Annotated in this window: 17 protein-coding genes; 9 read left to right on the top strand and 8 right to left on the bottom strand. The window is 64.3% G+C overall.

Annotation, left to right across the window (positions count from 1 at the left end):
* Window positions 1–13 precede the first annotated feature (13 nt).
* Window positions 14–880 (bottom strand): serine hydrolase, encoded by an 867-nt coding sequence (locus tag ACWBU6_RS18665; protein WP_452644894.1) that lies wholly within the window; start codon window positions 878–880, stop codon window positions 14–16.
* Between the two features lie 201 nt (window positions 881–1,081).
* Here ACWBU6_RS18665 and ACWBU6_RS18660 point away from each other — a divergent pair, with 201 nt between their 5' ends.
* Genes ACWBU6_RS18660 through ACWBU6_RS18650 form a run of 3 tightly spaced genes read left to right on the top strand, consistent with a single transcriptional unit; the run spans window position 1,082 to window position 8,036 of the window.
* Window positions 1,082–2,584: a GAF domain-containing protein gene (locus tag ACWBU6_RS18660; RefSeq protein ID WP_452644893.1), complete on the top strand. Its 1,503-nt coding sequence runs from the start codon at window positions 1,082–1,084 to the stop codon at window positions 2,582–2,584.
* Window positions 2,585–2,593: 9 nt separating this feature from the next.
* Window positions 2,594–6,886, top strand: coding sequence for a response regulator (locus tag ACWBU6_RS18655; protein WP_452644892.1), 4,293 nt, complete (start codon window positions 2,594–2,596; stop codon window positions 6,884–6,886).
* Window position 6,887: 1 nt separating this feature from the next.
* Window positions 6,888–8,036: a response regulator gene (locus tag ACWBU6_RS18650; RefSeq protein WP_452644891.1), complete on the top strand. Its 1,149-nt coding sequence runs from the start codon at window positions 6,888–6,890 to the stop codon at window positions 8,034–8,036.
* Window positions 8,037–8,039: 3 nt separating this feature from the next.
* Here the strand turns inward: ACWBU6_RS18650 and ACWBU6_RS18645 are convergent, their stop codons facing one another.
* Window positions 8,040–9,050 (bottom strand): sulfate ABC transporter substrate-binding protein, encoded by a 1,011-nt coding sequence (locus ACWBU6_RS18645; RefSeq protein ID WP_452644890.1) that lies wholly within the window; start codon window positions 9,048–9,050, stop codon window positions 8,040–8,042.
* Between the two features lie 173 nt (window positions 9,051–9,223).
* Between ACWBU6_RS18645 and ACWBU6_RS18640 the strand changes: the two genes are divergently transcribed.
* Together ACWBU6_RS18640 and ACWBU6_RS18635 are read left to right on the top strand one after the other, a co-directional pair.
* Window positions 9,224–9,742 (top strand): GNAT family N-acetyltransferase, encoded by a 519-nt coding sequence (locus ACWBU6_RS18640; protein WP_452644889.1) that lies wholly within the window; start codon window positions 9,224–9,226, stop codon window positions 9,740–9,742.
* Window positions 9,743–9,840: 98 nt separating this feature from the next.
* Window positions 9,841–10,563, top strand: a complete 723-nt coding sequence (locus ACWBU6_RS18635) for a ThuA domain-containing protein (RefSeq protein WP_452644888.1) — start codon at window positions 9,841–9,843, stop codon at window positions 10,561–10,563.
* Here ACWBU6_RS18635 and ACWBU6_RS18630 read toward each other — a convergent pair whose 3' ends face one another.
* Together ACWBU6_RS18630 and ACWBU6_RS18625 are read right to left on the bottom strand one after the other, a co-directional pair.
* Window positions 10,564–10,788: a 2-hydroxymuconate tautomerase family protein gene (locus ACWBU6_RS18630; RefSeq protein ID WP_452644887.1), complete on the bottom strand. Its 225-nt coding sequence runs from the start codon at window positions 10,786–10,788 to the stop codon at window positions 10,564–10,566.
* Entirely contained in the window at window positions 10,776–12,140 is a 1,365-nt protein-coding gene (locus tag ACWBU6_RS18625; RefSeq protein WP_452644886.1) for an MFS transporter, read from the bottom strand. Before ACWBU6_RS18625 ends, ACWBU6_RS18630 begins: the two co-directional genes overlap by 13 nt.
* Before the next feature lie 84 nt (window positions 12,141–12,224).
* On the opposite strand from ACWBU6_RS18625, the gene ACWBU6_RS18620 reads away from it, so the two are divergent.
* The gene (locus tag ACWBU6_RS18620; RefSeq protein WP_452644885.1) at window positions 12,225–13,103 is read left to right on the top strand and encodes a LysR substrate-binding domain-containing protein; all 879 of its coding nucleotides are present in this window, start codon (window positions 12,225–12,227) and stop codon (window positions 13,101–13,103) included.
* A 94-nt stretch (window positions 13,104–13,197) separates the two neighbouring features.
* Here the strand turns inward: ACWBU6_RS18620 and ACWBU6_RS18615 are convergent, their stop codons facing one another.
* The 4 genes from ACWBU6_RS18615 to ACWBU6_RS18600 form a co-directional block, all read right to left on the bottom strand.
* Entirely contained in the window at window positions 13,198–15,426 is a 2,229-nt protein-coding gene (locus tag ACWBU6_RS18615; RefSeq protein ID WP_452644884.1) for an NADP-dependent isocitrate dehydrogenase, read from the bottom strand.
* A 122-nt stretch (window positions 15,427–15,548) separates the two neighbouring features.
* Entirely contained in the window at window positions 15,549–16,385 is an 837-nt protein-coding gene (locus tag ACWBU6_RS18610) for a sterol desaturase family protein (protein ID WP_452644883.1), read from the bottom strand.
* Window positions 16,386–16,431: 46 nt separating this feature from the next.
* A complete protein-coding gene (locus ACWBU6_RS18605; RefSeq protein ID WP_452644882.1) occupies window positions 16,432–17,190 on the bottom strand; it encodes a helix-turn-helix domain-containing protein in 759 nt (252 codons plus the stop codon).
* Window positions 17,175–17,687, bottom strand: coding sequence for a DUF1697 domain-containing protein (locus tag ACWBU6_RS18600; protein WP_452644881.1), 513 nt, complete (start codon window positions 17,685–17,687; stop codon window positions 17,175–17,177). The genes ACWBU6_RS18605 and ACWBU6_RS18600 overlap by 16 nt, the downstream gene beginning before the upstream one ends.
* 1 nt (window position 17,688) lies before the next feature.
* On the opposite strand from ACWBU6_RS18600, the gene ACWBU6_RS18595 reads away from it, so the two are divergent.
* From ACWBU6_RS18595 to ACWBU6_RS18585, 3 genes are all read left to right on the top strand, one after another.
* Window positions 17,689–17,973, top strand: coding sequence for a 2Fe-2S iron-sulfur cluster-binding protein (locus ACWBU6_RS18595; RefSeq protein WP_452644880.1), 285 nt, complete (start codon window positions 17,689–17,691; stop codon window positions 17,971–17,973).
* A 59-nt stretch (window positions 17,974–18,032) separates the two neighbouring features.
* Window positions 18,033–18,482: a hypothetical protein gene (locus ACWBU6_RS18590; protein WP_452644879.1), complete on the top strand. Its 450-nt coding sequence runs from the start codon at window positions 18,033–18,035 to the stop codon at window positions 18,480–18,482.
* An 82-nt stretch (window positions 18,483–18,564) separates the two neighbouring features.
* Window positions 18,565–19,182, top strand: a complete 618-nt coding sequence (locus ACWBU6_RS18585) for a YcbK family protein (RefSeq protein WP_452644878.1) — start codon at window positions 18,565–18,567, stop codon at window positions 19,180–19,182.
* Window positions 19,183–19,198: the final 16 nt, after the last annotated feature.

The raw sequence follows: 19,198 nt of genomic DNA, 5'->3' as shown, positions 1-19,198 counted from the left end.
CCCGTGCGGCCGGTTACATGCGGCGGCGACGGCGTTCCGTTGTGCGCACGGCCTTCTTGCGCGGACTGGATGCTTTCATCACTTTGGGCGCGCTGTCGCCTGCCAGCAGGCGGCGGATATTCAGCGCATCCATCAGACGCGCCGAATTGCCCCCGGCGTTGAGCAGGACCAGGGTGGCGGCGCGGCCGGCTTCCGTGATGCGCATGATCAGGCAGCGGCCCGCTTCTTCGGTATAGCCGGTCTTGGACAGGCCGATATCCCAGCCCTTGGCGCCGACCAGGCGATTGGTGTTGTGGTACTGCACCACGCGCCCTTTCATCCTGATTGCTTCGTCGGTGTCGGTGGTGATGCGGCGGATCTCGGGATATTGGGCAGCGGCCGCAGCCATTTTCACCAGGTCGGCCGCATTCGATGTATTGTTAGGCGACAAGCCGGTGGGCTCGGCGATCCGGGTGCTGTGCATGCCCAGCTGCTGGATCTTGGCATGCACGGCGGCGTTGAAGGCCGCCGGACCGCCAGGGAAGGTGCGCGACAGCGCCGCTGCCGCGCGGTTGTCGGAAGACATCAGCGCCAGTTGCAGCAGGTCGCCGCGCGATATGGTGGCGCCGACCGGCACGCGCGATGTGCTGTGCTTGAGCGTATCGACGTCGTCCTTGTCGATGCTGATCTGCTCGTCCATATCAAGCTTGGAGTCGAGCACGACCATTGCGGTCATCAATTTAGTCAGGGAGGCGATCGGAACAACGGCGGTGGCGTTTTTCTCGACCAGCACTTTGCCAGTCTCATCCTCGACGACCAGCACGGATTGCGAGCCCAGGGGCACGGCAAACGCGGCTGCGGAGATCGACATCAGCAGGGCTGCGGTTATTTTCTTGAACATATTGGGTGTGGGCGTTCGTTCGGGGCGGAATATTGCTGGATTAGGGGCAATATTCTAAATATGGACAATATCACTATCGGGTTAACTCGTCCAGCAAACGTCAATCATGCGCAACTGAACAATAAAATCCCAAAGCGTGCGGCACGGGCGGCGCGATTGCTGGTATTGTTAATCGATAATATTTCCTTCTTGAAATTTGCCATGTTGGTAATTGAGAGAATTGCAAATAATCCCGTCAGGGCCTGGGCCGCGGTAAGCCTGCTGGCCTTGGCAGCGGCTGTCGGCGCCGGCCGGGCTTACCGCGCCGACCTGGAGCGGGGACGGCTGGAATTATTGAATATCGACGTCGAACGCGATGCGATTGCTGCCATGTCATTAACCCTGGACAGTAATTTGATGGGCGCGATTTCCCTGCTCGGTTTGATTGAGCCGGATATCAAAAATGAAAGCACCGGGCCAATTCCGCACAACCAGCCGAAAATAGCGGCCTTATTGGAAAATGTCGCGCGCAGCCAGGCAATGCAGGGTTTATTCGTGGTCGGCAGCGATGGCGTCGTCAAATCGTCCTGGGACGATAGCGGCCGGCCCTCCACCGGCATTGACGTGCGCTTCCGCCCGTATTTCCGTGAGGCAATGGCGGGGCGGAACAATATCTACGCCGCCATCAGCCTGGCGCGCGGCGACCATGCCCTGTATTTCGCGGCCCCGGTCTATGCCGCGATGGCGCGCAGCGGCGATCCGGTCGGCGTGGTGGTGGCGCGCACTGGCATGGAAAAGCTGGAGCGGGTGCTGGCCCGCAGCGGCCACGCCGCCATCCTGCTCTCGCCGCAAGGCGTGGTCTTTGCCAGCAGCCGGCCCGAGTGGCGCGGCATGCTGGCCGGCGCGGTAACCCCGGCCCGGGTGGCTGAAATCCGTTCCGTGCGCCAGTTCGGCAAGCTGTTTGACGAGAAAGCCCCGCGCCCCTTGCCGGTCAGCGTGGCGCCAGGCATGGGGCAAGGGGAAGGGCGGCGCTACGCGGTGGCCGGCGCCGCCGTGGACTGGCACGATCCGGCCGGAAGCTGGCGGCTGGTGGTGTTGGAAGACCTGGGCCGGAGCGTGCCGCCGGGCAGCGGCCTGCCTGCCGCCGCCATGGCCGCCGGCGTGGTGCTCATGCTGGGGGGCGCCGGCTTGCGGGCCGCGCGCAGCCAGGCGTCCCAGCACCGGGCCCACCGCGAACTCGAACGCGTGGCGCAGGAGCAGGCAGTGCGCGCTGAACGCAAGATGCAGCTCGCCCAGGTCGCACTGCAGATGCAGCAGGCGCCCCACCGCCAGGCCCGCCTCAACGCCTTCCTCGACCAGTGCCATCACCTGTTTGGCGCCATGCAGGGTGCGATCTATACCGCCGACGCCGCCGGACTCGTGTTGGGCGCCACGTATGCCAGCACGGCGCCGCCGCAGCGCCTGGCGCTCGGCGAAGGCTTGCTGGGCCAGTGTGCGCTGGAGCGCCAGCCGCGCATGGTCGATGCCGGCGGCGCCGGCGCCGCATGGCGCATTCGCTCCGGCCTGGGCGGCGCCATGCCGGGCGCCTTGCTGCTGGCGCCGGTCCAGCTGCGCGGCCGCCTGTTGGGGGCGGTGGAGCTGGCGCTGCTGCAGGCGCTGGACGCTGCGGCCTTTGAACAATTCCTGTCAGCGCTCGAGCTGCTGGCGATCAATATGACTGAGTAGGGAGGCAGTGTGGCCCGCTTATTGACCCGACTTGAAAAACTGGGCCTGACCTGGAAGCTCGCGCTGGGCTTTGGCGGCAGCCTGTTGATCACGCTGGCATTCGGCCTGCATAACGTCACCACCCAGGCCCGCATGCACGACGAGATCCTCGGCATCTACAAGAATGACCTGCTGGGCATTTCGGATGCCAAGGATGCGCTGATCCAGTTTGCACAGCGGGGCCGCGCGCTGCGGCAGGCCTTGCTGGCGCGCGACAAGGCCGGCCGCGATTACGCCCTGGGCCTGGTCGAAGAAGCGCAGCGCAAGCAGGACCGGGCCATGCAGGAACTGCGTCCGCGCATCGTCCGCGCGGAGAACCGCAAGAACCTGGCCGAGTTCGAGAGCGCCTATGCCGACTACCACCTGCGCGTGGAGCAGGCAGTGGCATTGCTGCGCGCCGGCCAGGTGGAGCAGGCGGCGGCGGTGGTGGCCGAGCAAGCCTTCCAGGAGCACGGCATCCGCGCCAACAACGCGCTGGCGCGCGTCGCTGAAATCAAGGAGGACAGCGCGCGCCACCAGATCGAACAAATGCAGGCGCTGTCGCGCTACGAAATGCGCTTGACCTACGGCCTGCTGGGATTGAGCCTGGTGCTGGGCGTCCTGTTCAGCTACCTGGTGGGGCGCTCGGTGCGCCTGCCCGCGGAGCGCCTGCGCAGCGCCGTGCAGCAACTGGCGCAAGGCAAGTTGAGCGCGGAAGTGCCGCTGACCGATTTCCCGAACGAGATGGGCAGCCTGGCGCGTTCGATCAGGGTGCTGCAGGAAGAGGCCTGCAAGATGGAAGCCCAGCGCTGGCTCAAGACCCACTTGGCGGCAATCGGCAACGACCTGCAATCGGCCGACAGCGCGGAAGACCTGGCAACGCGCGCGCTGGCGGCGCTGGCGCCCCTGGTGCAGGCCGGACACGCGGCGTTTTACCGGCATGAGGCGGAGCAGGGCAGCCTGGCGCTGCTGGCCGGTTACGCCATGCGCGGCAGGTCTGCCGCACAGCAGCGCTTCCTGGCCGGCGAAGGGCTGGTGGGCCAGTGCGCCGCCGATCGCAAGCCGATCGTCATGCGCCGTGCGCCGGCCGGCTATGTGCGCATCGGCTCGGCGCTGGGCGAGGCCGATCCGGCCAGCATCGCCATCGTGCCGGTCTTGCGCAACGAGCGCCTGCTGGGCGTGCTGGAGCTGGCAACGCTGGAGCCTTACGGCGACCAGGCCCAGTCCCTGCTCGATGGCGCGCTGCCGGTAATTGCCATGAATATGGAAATCCTGGAGCGCAACGAGCGCACCCGGGTACTGGAGGAGCGCAGCCGGCTGGTGCTGGGCGCGGTCAGCGACGGCATCGTCGGCCTTGACCTGGAAGGCCGCGTCAGCTTCGTCAACCCGGCGGCGCCGGCCTTGCTGGGCTATGAGGAAGGTGAACTGGTCGGCACCCTGTGGCAGCAGGACAGCGAGCAGTTGCAGCGCAAAGACGGCAGCACCTTCCCGGTCGATTGTGCGGACCGGCCGATGTACAAGGATGGCGCGCAGGTCGGCTCGGTGGTGGTGTTCCGCGACATCACCGAGCGCAAGCGGCTGGAAGAGGAAATCAGGCGCAGCAACTTCCTGGGCGATATCGCGCTGGAGATGACCGATTGCGGATACTGGGTGGTCGACTACAGTGACCCCGATTACTACACGCAGTCCGAACGCGCGGCGCGCCTGCTGGGCGAACCGGCGCGGCCCGATGGCCGCTACCACCTGCAGGACGAATGGTTTGCGCGCGTAATCGAAGCCGATCCCGAAGGCGCGCTGCGGGTCGCGGCGCGGGTGCAGGGAGCGCTGGACGGCAGCTACGACAAGTTCGATGCGGTATATGCCTACAAGCGCCCGCTGGACGGCCGCATCATCTGGCTGCACGCGGTCGGCACCGTGGTGCGCGACGAAGAGGACGGCAGGCCGCGCTACATGTATGGCGTGTACCAGGATATCACCTCGCAAAAGGCGGCCGAGGACGAACTGCGCATCGCCAAGGAACAGGCGCAGGCCGCAACGCGCGCCAAGAGCGATTTCCTGGCCAATATGAGCCACGAAATCCGCACGCCGATGAACGCCATCATCGGCATGTCGCACCTGGCCTTGCAGACCAACCTCGACAAGCGTCAGCGCAACTACGTCGAGAAAGTGCAGCGCGCCGGCGAGAACCTGCTTGGCATCATCAACGATATCCTCGACTTCTCGAAAATCGAGGCGGGCAAGATGACGCTGGAGCATGTCGAATTCGACCTCGACGACGTGCTCGACAACCTGGCCAACCTGATCGGCTTCAAGGCCGAGGACAAGGGTCTGGAGCTGCTGTTCCAGGTGGCGCCGGAACTGCCTACCGCTCTGGTGGGCGACCTCTTGCGCATCGGCCAGGTGCTGGTCAACCTTGCCAACAATGCGGTGAAATTCACCGACAGCGGCGAAGTGGTGGTGGGCATCGAGCAGTCGGCCCCGCTCGAAGAGGGCATCGAGCTGCATTTCTGGGTGCGCGATTCTGGCATCGGCATGAGCGAAGCGCAAAGCGCGAAGCTGTTCCAGTCCTTCAGCCAGGCCGATGCCTCGACCACCCGCAAGTACGGCGGCACCGGGCTGGGACTGGTGATCTGCAAGAACCTGCTGGAGCTGATGGGCGGGCGCATCTGGGTCGAAAGCGCGGAAGGCAAGGGCTCCACCTTCCACTTCACGGCCCGTTTCGGGCTGCAGGCCAACGCCAAGCCGCGCCGCATGTTCCGCGCCGACGAGCTGCGCGGCGTGCGGGTGCTGGTGGTCGACGACAACGCCTCGGCGCGCGAGATCCTGTCTTCGGTGGCGCGCTCCTTCGGTCTGGAGGTGGACGTGGCGCTGGGCGGCCAGCAAGCCCTGGAAATGGCCGCGCGCTCGGAAAAGCAGGCCATGCCTTACGATCTGATCCTGATGGACTGGAAGATGCCGTCAATGGATGGCGTGGAAACTGTGCGCCGCCTGCAAGCCGGGCAATCCGGACGGCTGCCGGCAGTCATCATGGTGACCGCGTATGGCCGCGAGGAAGCCTTGACCAGCGCGGAAGAACGCCGGGTCCAGCTCAAGTCCGTGCTCACCAAGCCGGTAACGCCGTCGGCGCTGCTGGAGGCGGTCGGCGAAGCGCTGGGCAAGGGCGTGCTGGCCGAAGGCCGCCGCTGCGCCGAGCGCGACATGCACCTTGGCGAAATCATGGCGCGCCTGGCCGGCACGCGCGTGCTGCTGGTCGAGGACAATGAGATGAACCAGGAGCTGGCGATCGACCTGCTGGGCAAGGCGGGCATCGAGGCTGTGCTGGCGTGCCACGGACAGGAAGCGCTGGACATACTGGCCCAGGACGCGCGCTTCGACGGCGTGCTGATGGACTGCCAGATGCCGGTGATGGACGGCTTCCAGGCCGCGCGCGCGATTCGCGCCAATCCCGCCTTCGACCAGCTGCCGTTGATTGCCATGACCGCCAACGCGATGGCCGGCGACCGTGAGAAGGTGCTCGCTTGCGGCATGCAGGACCATATCGCAAAACCTGTCAACGTCGCCGAAATGTACGCCACGCTGGCGCGCTGGCTGCGTCCCGCGCCGGGCGAGGGCCAGGCCGGCGCGGCGTCCGCGGCCATCACGCGCGCAGCGTCCGCCACTGCCGCCGGCGGCAAGCCGGCGCCGCTTCCGGCCCTGCCGATGGTCGACGTACGGGCCGGCCTGGCGACGTCCATGGGCGACGAAAACCTTTACCGCCGCCTGCTGGTCAAGTTCCGCGACGGCCAGCAGGACTTTGCCGCCATGTTCGTGCAAGCACTCCTGGGCGGCGATGCGACAGCGCCGGAACGGCTGGCGCATACCCTGAAAGGCGTCGCCGGAAACATCGGCGCACGCAGCGTGCAGGAGGCCGCGCAGGCGCTGGAGCAGGCTTGCCAGCAGGGCGCCGCACGCGAAGAGCTGGAGCGGTTGCTGGCGCTGGTGCTGGTGGAGCTGGACCCGCTGCTGGCCGCACTGCGCGCCGTGGACGCGGAGACGCGGGGCGGAGCGCTGCACCCGGCCCTGGTGCCGGCCGCGCCGGCCGTCGCGGCCCCGCTTGAACGCCTGCACCGTCTGCTGGCCGACAGCGACTCGGAAGCGGCCGAGCTGTGGGAAGCGCAGCTTGACCAGTTCCAGGCCGCCTTGCCCGATCACTGGCGCCGCATTGCAAACGGCATTGGAAACCTGGACCTGGAAGCCGCGCTGGCGGCGCTGGACGAAGCTATGGCAAGCCTGGAGGGAAAGTAAGATGGAACTGGAACTGATCGCGAAGAAAACCGTGCTGCTGGTCGACGACTCGCCCGACAACCTGGTGCTGATGAACGACCTGCTCAAAGACCTCTACAAGGTAAAGGTTGCCAACAGCGGCGAAAAGGCCTTGCGCATCGCCACCACCGGCCAGCCGCCCGACGTGGTGCTGCTGGACGTGATGATGCCCGAGATGGATGGCTACGAAGTCTGCCGCCGCCTGAAAGCCAATGCCGCCACCCGCAACATCCCCATCATCTTCCTGACCGCCAAATCGGAAGTGGAGGACGAAAAGCTGGGCCTCGACCTTGGCGCCGTCGACTACATCACCAAGCCGATCAGCCCGCCGATCACGCTGGCCCGCGTGCGCAACCACCTGATGCTGAAGGAACACGCGGACTTTTTGCGCGACCAGAACGAATTCCTCGAACAGGAAGTGCAGGAGCGCACGCGCGAAGTGGTGGCGATCCAGGATGTCACCATCCTGGCCATGGCATCGATGGCGGAAACCCGCGACCCCGAGACCGGCAACCATATCCGCCGCACCCAGTTCTACGTGAAAGCACTGGCCGAACGCCTGAAGGAACACCCGCGTTTCAGCGCGGTGCTGAGCGACGGCTACATCAAGCTGCTGTTCAAGTCGGCCCCGCTGCACGATATCGGCAAGGTCGGCATTCCCGACCGCATCCTGCTCAAGCCCGGCAGGTTCGAGCCGCATGAATTCGAGATCATGAAGACCCACACCACGCTGGGCCGCGCCGCCATCGAGCATGCCGAACGGTCGCTGGGCACGCCGATGGCTTTCCTGTCGGTCGCCAAGGAGATCGCGTACTCGCACCAGGAAAAGTGGGATGGCTCAGGCTACCCCGAAGGCCTGGCCGGCGAAGCGATTCCCGTATCGGCGCGCCTGATGGCGGTGGCGGACGTGTATGACGCGCTGATCAGCCGCCGCGTCTACAAGGACGGCATGCCGCACGAGAAGGCCGTGCAGATCATCATTGAAGGGAAGGGGAAGCACTTCGACCCCGACATGATCGATGCGTTCATCGGCCTGCAGGAGGAGTTCCGCGCCATTGCGGCGCGGTTCCATGATACCGACCATGACATGGCCGAGAAGAAGGCGCAGATGGAGCGCCTGACGAAGGCGTAACGCTTATTTCGAGCTGTAGATCCTGTCGAACTCGCCGCCGTCGTCGAAGTGCTTCTTCTGGGCTGCGCGCCAGCCGCCGAACACTTCATCCACGGTAAACAGCGAGATCGGCTTGAAGCTGGCGGCGTACTTCTTGAATACTGCCTCCGAACGAGGACGCAGGTAGTGCTTGGCGATGATCTCCTGGCCCGCGTCGGAGTACAGGAAGTTCAGGTAAGCGGTAGCCTCCGTGCGGATGCCCTTCTTGTCCACCACCTTGTCGACCACGGCCACCGGCGACTCCGCCAGGATCGAGGACGATGGATACACCACCTCGAAGTTGTCGCCGAACTCAGCGCGCACCATGCTCACCTCGTTCTCGAAGGTCACCAGCACGTCGCCGATCTGGCGCTGGGTGAAGGTGGTGGTGGCGGCGCGGCCGCCGGCATCCAGCACCGGCACGTTCTTGAAGATCTTGCCCACCAGTTCGCGCGCCTGCCCTTCATTGCCGCCCTTCTTCAGCACCGAACCCCACGCCGCCAGGTAGGTATAGCGGCCGTTGCCGGCAGTCTTGGGGTTCGGGATCACGACGGCCACGCCCGGCTTGGCCAGGTCGCCCCAGTCCTTGATCGCTTTCGGGTTGCCCTTGCGCACCAGGTAGACCATGGTGGAGTAGGCCGGCGCCGCATTGTGCGGGAACTTTTTGGCCCAGTCCTGCACCACCAGGCCGCGGTCGGCCAGCATGTCGATGTCGTTGGCCTGGTTCATGGTCACCACCGACGCTTCCAGGCCATCGGCCACGGCGCGCGCCTGCTTGGAAGAGCCGCCGTGCGACTGCTTGATGGTGACGTCGGTGCCGGTGCTCTTCTTATAGGCCGCGGCGAAGGCCGGATTGACATCCTTGTACAGCTCACGTGCCACGTCATAGGACACGTTCAGCAGGGTCACCTCAGCGGCTGATGCGGCCGGGGCAAAACCGATGGTGGCCGCCGCCAGGCTGGCGCTGAGTGCAAATGCGAATTTGTTATAAGTCATGGCAATCTCTATTGTGAAAACAGATATGCATGGTCTAGAATCTCGCGCCGAAAGGAAACTACATATTCGTTATAAGCTTAGTATCGGCCCCGGATAAGGCAGCGCGCACGCGGCCGCATACGGGGTTCTTGCCGCTGGTGTATATTCCGGTTATTGAATACCTGTGAGCACGCATGAGTTTTGAAATTCGCCGCGCGGAAGCGAAAGACGCCACGGCTGCCTGTGAGGTGCTGCGACGCTCAATCGCCGAATGTTGTGTGCTTGACCATAAAAATGATCCCGCCATTCTGGGCGCCTGGCTTGGCAACAAGACGCCCGAGACGGTGGCGTCCTGGTTCGCCTCGCCCACCAACTACGCGCTGGTCGCGGTCGAGGAGGGCCTGGTCGTCGGCGTTGCCTTGCTGACGGCCGCCGGCAAACTGGCCCTGTGCTACCTGCTGCCCGAAGTGCGCCAGCGCGGCGCGGGCAAGGCGCTGCTCGCTTGCGCCGAACAGCAGGCTTGCAGTTGGGGCGTCAAAGCCCTGCAGCTTCACAGCACCGCCACCGGTGAAGAATTCTTTGCCCGCCAGGGCTACCTTCGCGCGGGCAACGTCCGCTCCCCTTATGGTGTCGATACGGTCTTCTTCTGGAAGCAGCTTGACGGCACCGTGTGCGATACCAGCAAGCCCAAGCGCTTTTGCGGCTGCAACTGAGCGGCCCCGCTGCCCGCGTCCGGCCTGGTTCGCCCGGCTACGTTGTGATAGCGTTACCAGATTGACGCCGCTAAAGGGAGGGATGGGTGAAAGTGCTGATGACAACCCTGCTTGCTGTGGGATGCTGCTGCGCGCAGGCCGCGCAGTTCAACGTGCTGGTGTTCTCGAAGACCGCCGGCTGGCACCACGACTCGATCCCGGCTGGCGTTGCGGCGATCCAGGAGTTGGGCAAGCTGCATGATTTCGGCGTGTTCTGGACGGAGGATGCCCATCGCGTTTTCAACGACCAGGAACTGGCAAAGTATCAGGCCGTGATCTTCCTGCAGACAACAGGCGACATACTCGATGCAAAGCAAAAGGGAGCGTTCGAGCGCTACATCCGCTCCGGCAAGGGCTACGTTGGCGTGCACAGCGCTGCCGATACCGAGTACGGCTGGACGTGGTACACGAAGCTGGTGGGGCATATGTTCGACCACCATCCAGCGATACAGAGCGCATTCGTGAAAGTGGAAAACCGCGGTTTTCCCGGCATGGAACGTTTCGCCGCGCGCAACCTGATGACGGAAGAATGGTACGCCTTCAAACCCGCCACCAGCAGGCTCACGTATCTGCTGTCAGTCGATGAATCGAGCTACAAGGCCGGGCCGCAAGGCATGGGGGCCTTCCACCCGGTGAGCTGGTACCAGCATTACGACGGCGGCCGCGCGTTTTACACTGCGCTCGGCCACCTGCCGGCTACCTACGGCGACCCGGTTTTTCGCCATCACCTGTACGGCGGCATCTACTGGGCCGCTACAGGCAATGGACTGCCCCCGGAATAGTCAGCCACCCTGAACCTTGGCTGCCGCGGCCCTGGCACGCAAGCTCGTCACGTTGTCGTAGCCGATGCCCCAGTTGTCGGTCTCCACTTCGTCGATGATGACGAAGGTGGTGGCCGGGTTCTTGTTCAGCACACGCTGCAGCAGCTCGGTCGCGCCCTTGATCAGTTCGAGTTTCTGCTCGGCGGTTGCGCCTTCTTTGGTGATGCGGAAATTTACGTACGGCATAGTGAAGCTCCTTTGGTTGGAAGTGGTTGTCTGATGCTGTACCAGGCCAGCCAAGCGCCAAGCAGCAGCAAGACGGTGGAAACGGCAAGTGCAAATTCGATGTCCTGCAGTGCGCCGAAAATCGCAACGCCCATGGCGCCGCCGGCCTGGCGCGCGGTGTTCAGCACCGCCGATGCTGTGCCGGCCTGGCTGCGCTCCACGGCCGCAAGGATGGAGGTGGTCATTGCCGGCACCGCAAGGCCCATGCCGCCCGGGATCAGCGCCAGGCCTGGCAGCATCTGCAGGAAGGTGGCGTCGTCCGCCACGCCAAAGATCCCGAGCAGGGCATAGCCCGCAGCGCCAATCAGTCCGCCGGCAACCATCGGCGTGCGGGAGCCCAGGCGGGCCTGCATGCGGCCGCTGGCGATATTCGAGATGATGAATGTTCCGGTCAGTGGCAGGAAGACCAGGCCCGCATGCATCACGGAAAAACCGCGCACCATCTGCAGGTGGAAGCTGAGGACGAAGATCACACCGTAATAGGCAAAGTTGACCAGGACGCCAAATAGTACCGCGCCGGAAAAGCCGATGTCCCGGAACAGGCCAAGCGGCAGCATGGGTGCGGCGCTCTGCCGCTGGCTGCGAACGAACAGCACGGCCGACACCAGGGCCACCAGCAGTGCGCCCTGCAGCAGCGGGCTGGAGGCGCCCAGCGCATTGAACTCGATCACGGCGCCGATAAAGGCCGTCAGCGCGACGATGGCGAGCACCTGGCCAACGAGGTCGAAGCTGCGTGCCGGATCCTTGCCGCGCAGCGGCGGCACTACGCCCAGCGTCAGCCAGAAACCCAGCACGCAAACCGGGACGTTGACCCAGAAGATGCTGCGCCATCCGGCAAGGCTCATGAGCAGCCCGCCCAGCACCGGGCCGGCGGCAATCGACACGCCGCCGGCAGCGGTCCAGCAGGCGATGGCCTTGGCCAGCTGCGCGCGGTCATGCGCGTATGTTGCGTTCAGAATGGCCAGCGAGCTTGGAACCAGCAGCGCAGCGCCCACGCCTTGCACGGCGCGCGCCAGGTTCAGCGCCAGCGCATCTGGCGCCAATGCGCAAGCGAGGGAAGCGAGCGTGAAAAGCGCGAAGCCGGAAAGGAATACGCGGCGTGCGCCAAAACGGTCGCCCAGCACACCAGCCGACAACAGGAAGACGGCAAATCCCAAGGTATAGGCATCCACCACCCACTGCAACGCACTGACACTGGCGCCCAGCTCGCGGCCAATCTCCGGCAAGGCCACATTGACGATGGTGACGTCAAGCTGGACGATGATGAAGGCGAAGCTGGCGGCCAGCAGGATGGCGGGTGACGGCTTGTACATGGTGAGGCTCCCTTTCGATACCCTGAACTATAAATGGCTTCACGCATCAATAAAAATGAATAATAATGAATTGAACCATCTCAAATGGAGAATGAAGTGGAGCTCTCATCGCTCAGGATATTCAAGACCGTTGCCGAGGAAGGCAGCGTGACCCAGGCGGCAGCGCGGCTGCACCGGGTGCAATCGAATGTGTCGGCGCGCCTTAACCAGCTCGAAGAATCGCTGGGTGTCACCCTGTTCCACCGCTCGGGGCGGCGCATGCTGATCACAGCGGAAGGATCGCGCCTGCTGGAATACGCCGACCGCCTGTTGCGTCTGGCGGACGAGGCGCAGATGTCGGTGCGCGGCGGCCAGGAACCAACCGGCCAGTTGCGTATCGGATCGATCGAAACCACGGCTGCAGCGCGCCTGCCGCGCGTGCTGGGCGCATTCCACCGCAAGTACCCGCAAGTCGACCTGGTGCTCGACACCGGCCCGACCGACTACCTGCTGCAGGCAGTGGCGAACCACAAGGTGGACGTGGCGCTGGTGTCCTCGCCCATCGAGCGCCCGGAGCTGGAACAGCTACCGGTATTTGTCGAAGAACTGGTGCTGCTGACGGACGCGCTGCACGGTCCTGTCAGCGGCCCGGCCGACGTAGCGCGCCGCACCTTGCTGGGCTTTCGCAGTGGCTGCTCCTACCGGCGCCGCCTGGAGTGGTGGTTTGCCGACGCCGGCGTCGCCCACACGCGAGTCGCCGAATTCGGCACCTTCGAAGCCATCATCGGCTGCGTCGCCGCCGGCATGGGCGTCGCCATGATGCCGCGCGAAGTCCTGCGCCAGCGCGGCCTGGGCCGCACGGTGCAATGCCACACGCTTCCGCCCGAAGTAGCGCAGGTCGAAACGATGCTCGTCTGGCGCCGCGACATCCCCCACCACGCCGCCCGCGACGCCTTCATCGCCAGCTTCGGCCAATCAAAATGAAAGTCGGGGTCAGCTCCGGCAATCGGACATTTGCGCAGCAAATGTCCGATTGCCGGAGCTGACCCCGACTTTTAATTGCGAAGCGAGGGGCGGCTTACAGGGCTGCCAGTGCTGCGTTGAAGGTTGCGCTTGGGCGCATCACGGCGGAAGTCTTGGATGCGTCCGGCTTGTAGTAGCCGCCGATGTCCATGGCGCCGCCTTGCACCGAGTTCAGCTCTTCCACGATCTTCGCTTCGTTCTCGGTCAGCGACTTGGCCAGCGGCGCGAACTTGGCTTTGAGCTCGGCGTCGTCGTTCTGCGCTGCCAGGGCCTGGGCCCAGTACATCGACAGGTAGAAGTGGCTGCCGCGGTTGTCCAGCTCGCCGGTGCGCGGCGACGGGGACTTGTTGTTGTCCAGCAGTTTGCCGGTGGCTTCGTCCAGGGTCTTGGCCAGGATCTTGGCCTTGGCGTTGCCGGACTTGATGCCCAGTTCTTCCAGCGACACGGCCAGTGCCAGGAACTCGCCCAGCGAATCCCAGCGCAGGTGGTTTTCTTCCACCAGCTGCTTGACGTGCTTCGGAGCGGAACCGCCGGCGCCGGTCTCGTACATGCCGCCGCCCGCCATCAGCGGAACGATGGACAGCATCTTGGCCGAGGTGCCCAGTTCCAGGATCGGGAACAGGTCGGTCAGGTAGTCGCGCAGGATGTTGCCGGTCACCGAGATGGTGTCCAGGCCGCGCGAGACGCGCTCCAGGGTATAGCGCATGGCGCGGGTCTGCGACATGATCTGGATGTCCAGGCCGGTGGTGTCGTGCTCTTTCAGGTATACCTGGACCTTCTTGATCACTTCAGCTTCGTGCGGACGGTAGGTGTCGAGCCAGAACACGGCAGGCATGCCGGAGTTGCGGGCGCGGGTGACGGCCAGCTTGACCCAGTCGCGGATCGGGGCGTCCTTCACCTGGCACATGCGCCAGATGTCGCCTTCTTCCACGTTCTGGGTCAGCAGCACTTCGCCGGTGGCCAGGTCGGTGATGTTGGCGATGCCCGCTTCCGGCACCTCGAAGGTCTTGTCGTGCGAGCCGTATTCTTCGGCTTGCTGCGCCATCAGGCCCACGTTCGGCACGGTGCCCATGGTCTTCGGGTCGAAGTTGCCATGCCATTTGCAGAAGTTGATCATCTCCTGGTAAATGCGGGCAAAGGTCGATTCAGGCATGACTGCCTTGACGTCGGCGGTGCGGCCGTCGGCACCCCACATCTTGCCGCCGATGCGGATCATGGCCGGCATCGATGCGTCGACGATCACGTCGTTTGGCGAGTGGAAGTTGGTGATGCCTTTGGCCGAGTCGACCATGGCCAGCTTCGGACGGTGTTCCAGGCAGGCGTGCAGGTCTTTCAGGATTTCGTCCTTCTGCGACGCTGGCAGCTTTTCGATCTTCTCGTACAGGTTGACCATGCCGTTGTTGACGTTTACGCCCAGTTCTTCAAACAGCTTGGCGTGCTTTTCGAACGCTTGCTTGTAGAAGATGCGCACGCAGTGGCCGAACACGATCGGGTGCGATACCTTCATCATGGTGGCTTTGACGTGCAGCGAGAACATCACGCCGGTCTTGTAGGCGTCGTCGATTTCGCGCTCGTAGAATTCCAGCAGGGCTTTCTTCGACATGAACATGGAGTCGATGATTTCGCCGGCCTGCAGTGCGACCTTCGGTTTCAGCACGATGGTCTTGCCGGACTTGGTCAGCAGTTCCATCTTCACTTCGCGTGCCTTGTCCAGGGTCATGGACTTTTCGCCGTGGTAGAAGTCGCCGCCGTGCATGTGCGAGACGTGAGTGCGCGATGCCTGGCTCCATTCGCCCATCGAGTGCGGGTTCTTGCGCGCGTATTCTTTCACTGCCTTCGGCGCGCGGCGGTCCGAGTTGCCTTCGCGCAGGACCGGATTGACGGCGGAACCGATGCACTTGCCGTAGCGTGCTTTCAGGGCCTTCTCTTCGTCGGTCTTGGCGTCTTCCGGATAGTCCGGCAGCTTGTAGCCGGCTGCCTGCAGTTCGCGGATGCAGGCCACCAGCTGGGAGACGGATGCCGAAATATTAGGCAGCTTGATGATGTTGGTGTCCGGGTTCTGGGTCAGGGCGCCCAGTTCGGCCAGGTTGTCCGGCACTTTCTGTTCGTCGCTCAGGCATTCCGGGAAGGCAGCCAGCACGCGGGCGGCTACCGAAATATCGCTGGTGACGACATCGACGCCGGCCGGAGCGGCGAATTTCTGCACGATCGGCAGCAGGGAATAAGTCGCCAGCAGTGGCGCCTCGTCGGTAAGGGTGTAGATGATTTTAGACTTTTGAGACATGTTTATTCCCTCAAATGCGGATGTTTTCCGCTGGATATTCTTCCCAGGGCCCGCCGGATTCGGCAGGCTCGGGGTGGATGGCGGGTGGGCGATGGCCTACCGGACAAGCTTGACATTGTAGCTCACAGGAATGGCCGTAACAATTGGCGATGATACTTAGCCGGGGCGTCCGGGGTATCGAGCCCGACATCGCCGCGGCCGATCCGGCCCGGCGGCTGGCGGTAGGTGCGGAACAGGTGGTCCCACAGCATCAGCCATTCGCCGAAGTTGACCTGGGCGTCCTGGTAATCGCGTTTATGGTGCCAGCGGTGGGTCTGGGCCACGCCGAAGACGTGGCGCAGCGGGCCCAGCGAATAGTCGAGGTTGGCGTGCTGGAAGGCCAGGTGCACGGAAAGGATGGCCAGGCCGGTCGAAATGGCCGCTGCCGGTGCCCCCAGCGCCAGCAGGGTGGCCAAACCCGGCGCGCCCATCATCATGGCGTGCAGCGGGTGGCGCCGTTCGCTGTTCAGCCAATACAGGCGTTCGCTGCTGTGGTGCGCCTCATGGAACAGCCAGAGGCGATGGTGGCGATGGCTTAGCCAATGCATAAAGAACAAGCCGAAGTCCAGCACGGCCATGGCGGCGCCGATCTGCGCCCATGCCGGCCACTGGGTCGGCCAGGCGGCCGGTGCCGGCAGCAGCGTGCGCGCCCAGGACAGGATTGCGATGCTGCCATACAGGACGCTGGCATTGAGCAGGAAATGCAGGCTGTCGGTGACCGTATCGCCATGGTCGGCCAGCCAGGCAGGCTCGTAGGGTTGCCAGCGTTCGAGCAGGGCGACGCAGGCGATGCCGGCCAGCGCCAACAGCGGCACAGTTGGCCAGTAAGGCAGGCCCTGCGCGGCGGCCCAGAGGATTGCCGCTGCGGCGCCGCCGAAAATGACCGGGTAGCTCAGGTAACGTATTGCGCGTTGTTTCATGTGGGCCTCCTGTGGTGAATGGAGGCCAGCGTAAGGGTTGTGGGCGTCAGCTTGCTTGAACGAAAGAGCTATCCAATGCAACCCCGCGCAGCAGCGCAGCCGGATTCATCCCGAACATCTCGCGGAAGGTGCGGGATAGATGGGCAGAGTCGGCAAAGCCGGCGGCGTGGGCGGCAGCGGTCAGGTTGCCGCCGCGCGCCAGGCGATGCAAGGCCATTTCCAGGCGCAGCCATTTGCGGTAGCCGCGCAAGGGAAGGCCGGTTTGCTCCACAAACCAGTGCGAGAAGCGGCTTGGCGAAAGATTGGCCAGTTCAGCCAGCTGCAAACGGCCGACGCCTCCCTCGGCAACGCCGGCGCGCAGGGCGTCTGCCACGGCGGCCATGCGCGCATCCGGCGCCGATGGGCTGGCCAGGCCCAACGCGCCCCGCAGTACGCTGCGCAGCGGCTGGCCTTGGTCGGCGGCCGCGCGCAGTTGCCGGCAAAGGCTTGCCGCCAGCGGCAGCGCCGCTGCCTCGGATGGCTGGAACAATGCCGCCCCCTCTGCCGTCAACGGGTCCAAATAGACCAGAAGGGCCGTTTCGGCGCAGACACAGTGCGGCAGCCCGGCGGGGATGGCGATCCCGGCCGCGCGTAGCGGGCCGGTGGGAAAGGCAACGCCTACTTCACCCTCCAGCGCGATCACCAGCTGGTGCGCGCAATGTGCATGCAGCGCGCTGTCGCCAATCGCGCCCCGGAACACGCCAAAACCAGGGCAGAGCAGGGCGCTGCCGGACCAATGCCGGGCGGGCATCAGGCTGCCGCGCATTTGCGCACGGTATCCCAGGTGCGGGTCGTGATGTCCTTGCCGAAGGTCTTTTCAATCAGGCGCATGAAGACCGGGCCATCGCTGCTGGGCAAATAGCTTGAAAACACTTCGGCACCGACGACGCCGAGCATCTGCGCGCCACTGACGGCAGGCGGCAGCGCGGTTTTGGGCGGCGTATCGCGCAGGAAACTGACGACGCGCTTGGCGGCCGGGTCGGCGCCAAGGCTAGGATAAGGATCGTCCGCCAGCAAGTCCTTCAGATGCTGCTGCGTGCGGATGATGGTGTAGAAGCTGCGGCCCAGGACCATTTCCATGGCGGCTTCGGCCTTGCGTTCCAACGCCGCGGCAGGCGCAGAGCGGGCGTCGAATGCTACATTGCCGCTTGATAGAAGCGTCTTGACGTTGGAAAATCCGGCACTTTCGAAGGCCGCTTTCAGTTCCGGCATCTTGCAGTTCATCGGGCTGACGCCGCGGAGCAGGGCAATATAGCGAGGCATTGTGTTTCAGATAAGAGTTGAGCCGAAGGGATTATCGTTCGAAACGGATGGCGAGGCCAGCCTGCTGGTATCGGCTGCCCGTGCCGGTGTGGTACTGCCCAGTTCCTGCCGCAATGGCACTTGCCGCAGCTGCATCTGCCGGGTGCAAAGCGGCACGGCGCATCACCTGATCGAATGGCCGGGGTTGAGCCTGGAGGAGAAGCGCGAGGGCTATATCCTGCCTTGCGTGGCCGTTGCCGATTCCGACCTGGTGCTGAGCGCCCCGGCCGCCCGCCGCAACGGGTGAGAATTCGAGAGTCTTGGCGGCCTTGCAACACCGTACAATCGTTGCCCATGGCCTATCACATGACAATCCTGCGCAGCGCCAACGGCCTGCAACTGCCCATTTCGCGCGACGAAGCGCTGGCTGGCGCCCGCAAGCTGCCAGGCTGGAGCGTGACCGGTGACACGGAGCTGACCTTCAGCGACGGGCGCGGCAGTTGCACCCTGTGGCACAGCGACGGCGAGCTGTGGACGCGCCTGGACGAAACCTGGGTGATCGAACCCATGCTGGCACTGGCGCGGGAACTGGGCGCGCGCGTGCGTGGGGACGAGTTCGAGACCTATGCCGCGCCGGACCAGACTTACGCGCATCCCGATGACCAGCGGCTGGCACAGTTGGCGCGCGCTGATTCCGCCCAGCTGCTGGCGAGCAACCTGGCCGAGCAGAAGCGCATCCGCAACGGCATTGTCGGCTTCTTCGTGGTGTTGGGCGCGATCGGTTTCCTGGTCGGGAAGTGGTTCGAGGGACGCTAAGTTTACGACAAATTGTTAAAGGGGTTTCTCAACTCCCCGCTCTGTTGCTATAGTGTTTGTTATTGCAACAGATGGAATCGCCATGGCAACACGCAGAGACTTCCTCCAGATGATGGCCGGCACCGCGCTGGCGGGGCTGCCGCTGGTCGGCCGTACCCGCGCGCAGTCGGAGCCGGAACCCCCGCCCGACATTTTCGACGCCCAGATGCTGGACCTTGAGTTCTGGATCAAGCCGCGCACGATCAGCCTGATCCGCCCGCAGAGTGGGGAAAAGGCCAGGCTGACTTACTGGAAGGATGGCGAGATCATCGATTCGGCTTACCAGGAACTGTGCCATTTGCTACGCGACGTGAATGGCAAGGAGACGGCGCCGATCGATCCGAAATTGTTCGAGACGCTGTGGGGGGCGCAGGCCTTTGTGCAGCGCTTCGGGATCGAGAGCCCGCTCGAGATCCTGTCGGGGTATCGCACGCAGGCGTCCAACAAGCGGCTGATCGAGCAGGGCATTCCGGCCGCGCGCCAGTCGCTGCATATGAGCGGCAAGGCGGCCGATATCCGGATCCCGAACCTGAATGCTGAGGTGCTGGGAAGCCTCGTGCAGAGTTTCCGCCAGGGCGGCGTGGGGTTTTATTACCGCCAGGGTCCGCGCGGGGGCTGGATTCATGCCGATACCGGCCTGCAGCGGAGCTGGAAGGGCTAACACCGGCACGCCACCG

Source organism: Pseudoduganella sp. HUAS MS19, from assembly GCF_053615455.1.
This window is presented reverse-complemented; position numbering and strand designations above follow the sequence as displayed.

What these genes read in the sequence shown, in the direction of transcription:
- ACWBU6_RS18660 (WP_452644893.1), top strand. Translation starts at nt 1,082, where the DNA reads ATGTTGGTAATTGAGAGAATTGCAAATAATCCCGTCAGGGCCTGGGCC.
- ACWBU6_RS18605 (WP_452644882.1), bottom strand. Translation starts at nt 17,190, where the DNA reads ATGCGCGGCAGCCTGATGCCCGCCCGGCATTGGTCCGGCAGCGCCCTG.
- ACWBU6_RS18635 (WP_452644888.1), top strand. Translation starts at nt 9,841, where the DNA reads ATGACAACCCTGCTTGCTGTGGGATGCTGCTGCGCGCAGGCCGCGCAG.
- ACWBU6_RS18615 (WP_452644884.1), bottom strand. Translation starts at nt 15,426, where the DNA reads ATGTCTCAAAAGTCTAAAATCATCTACACCCTTACCGACGAGGCGCCA.
- ACWBU6_RS18585 (WP_452644878.1), top strand. Translation starts at nt 18,565, where the DNA reads ATGGCAACACGCAGAGACTTCCTCCAGATGATGGCCGGCACCGCGCTG.
- ACWBU6_RS18665 (WP_452644894.1), bottom strand. Translation starts at nt 880, where the DNA reads ATGTTCAAGAAAATAACCGCAGCCCTGCTGATGTCGATCTCCGCAGCC.
- ACWBU6_RS18600 (WP_452644881.1), bottom strand. Translation starts at nt 17,687, where the DNA reads ATGCCTCGCTATATTGCCCTGCTCCGCGGCGTCAGCCCGATGAACTGC.
- ACWBU6_RS18620 (WP_452644885.1), top strand. Translation starts at nt 12,225, where the DNA reads ATGGAGAATGAAGTGGAGCTCTCATCGCTCAGGATATTCAAGACCGTT.
- ACWBU6_RS18640 (WP_452644889.1), top strand. Translation starts at nt 9,224, where the DNA reads ATGAGTTTTGAAATTCGCCGCGCGGAAGCGAAAGACGCCACGGCTGCC.
- ACWBU6_RS18610 (WP_452644883.1), bottom strand. Translation starts at nt 16,385, where the DNA reads ATGAAACAACGCGCAATACGTTACCTGAGCTACCCGGTCATTTTCGGC.
- ACWBU6_RS18650 (WP_452644891.1), top strand. Translation starts at nt 6,888, where the DNA reads ATGGAACTGGAACTGATCGCGAAGAAAACCGTGCTGCTGGTCGACGAC.
- ACWBU6_RS18630 (WP_452644887.1), bottom strand. Translation starts at nt 10,788, where the DNA reads ATGCCGTACGTAAATTTCCGCATCACCAAAGAAGGCGCAACCGCCGAG.
- ACWBU6_RS18625 (WP_452644886.1), bottom strand. Translation starts at nt 12,140, where the DNA reads ATGTACAAGCCGTCACCCGCCATCCTGCTGGCCGCCAGCTTCGCCTTC.
- ACWBU6_RS18590 (WP_452644879.1), top strand. Translation starts at nt 18,033, where the DNA reads ATGACAATCCTGCGCAGCGCCAACGGCCTGCAACTGCCCATTTCGCGC.
- ACWBU6_RS18645 (WP_452644890.1), bottom strand. Translation starts at nt 9,050, where the DNA reads ATGACTTATAACAAATTCGCATTTGCACTCAGCGCCAGCCTGGCGGCG.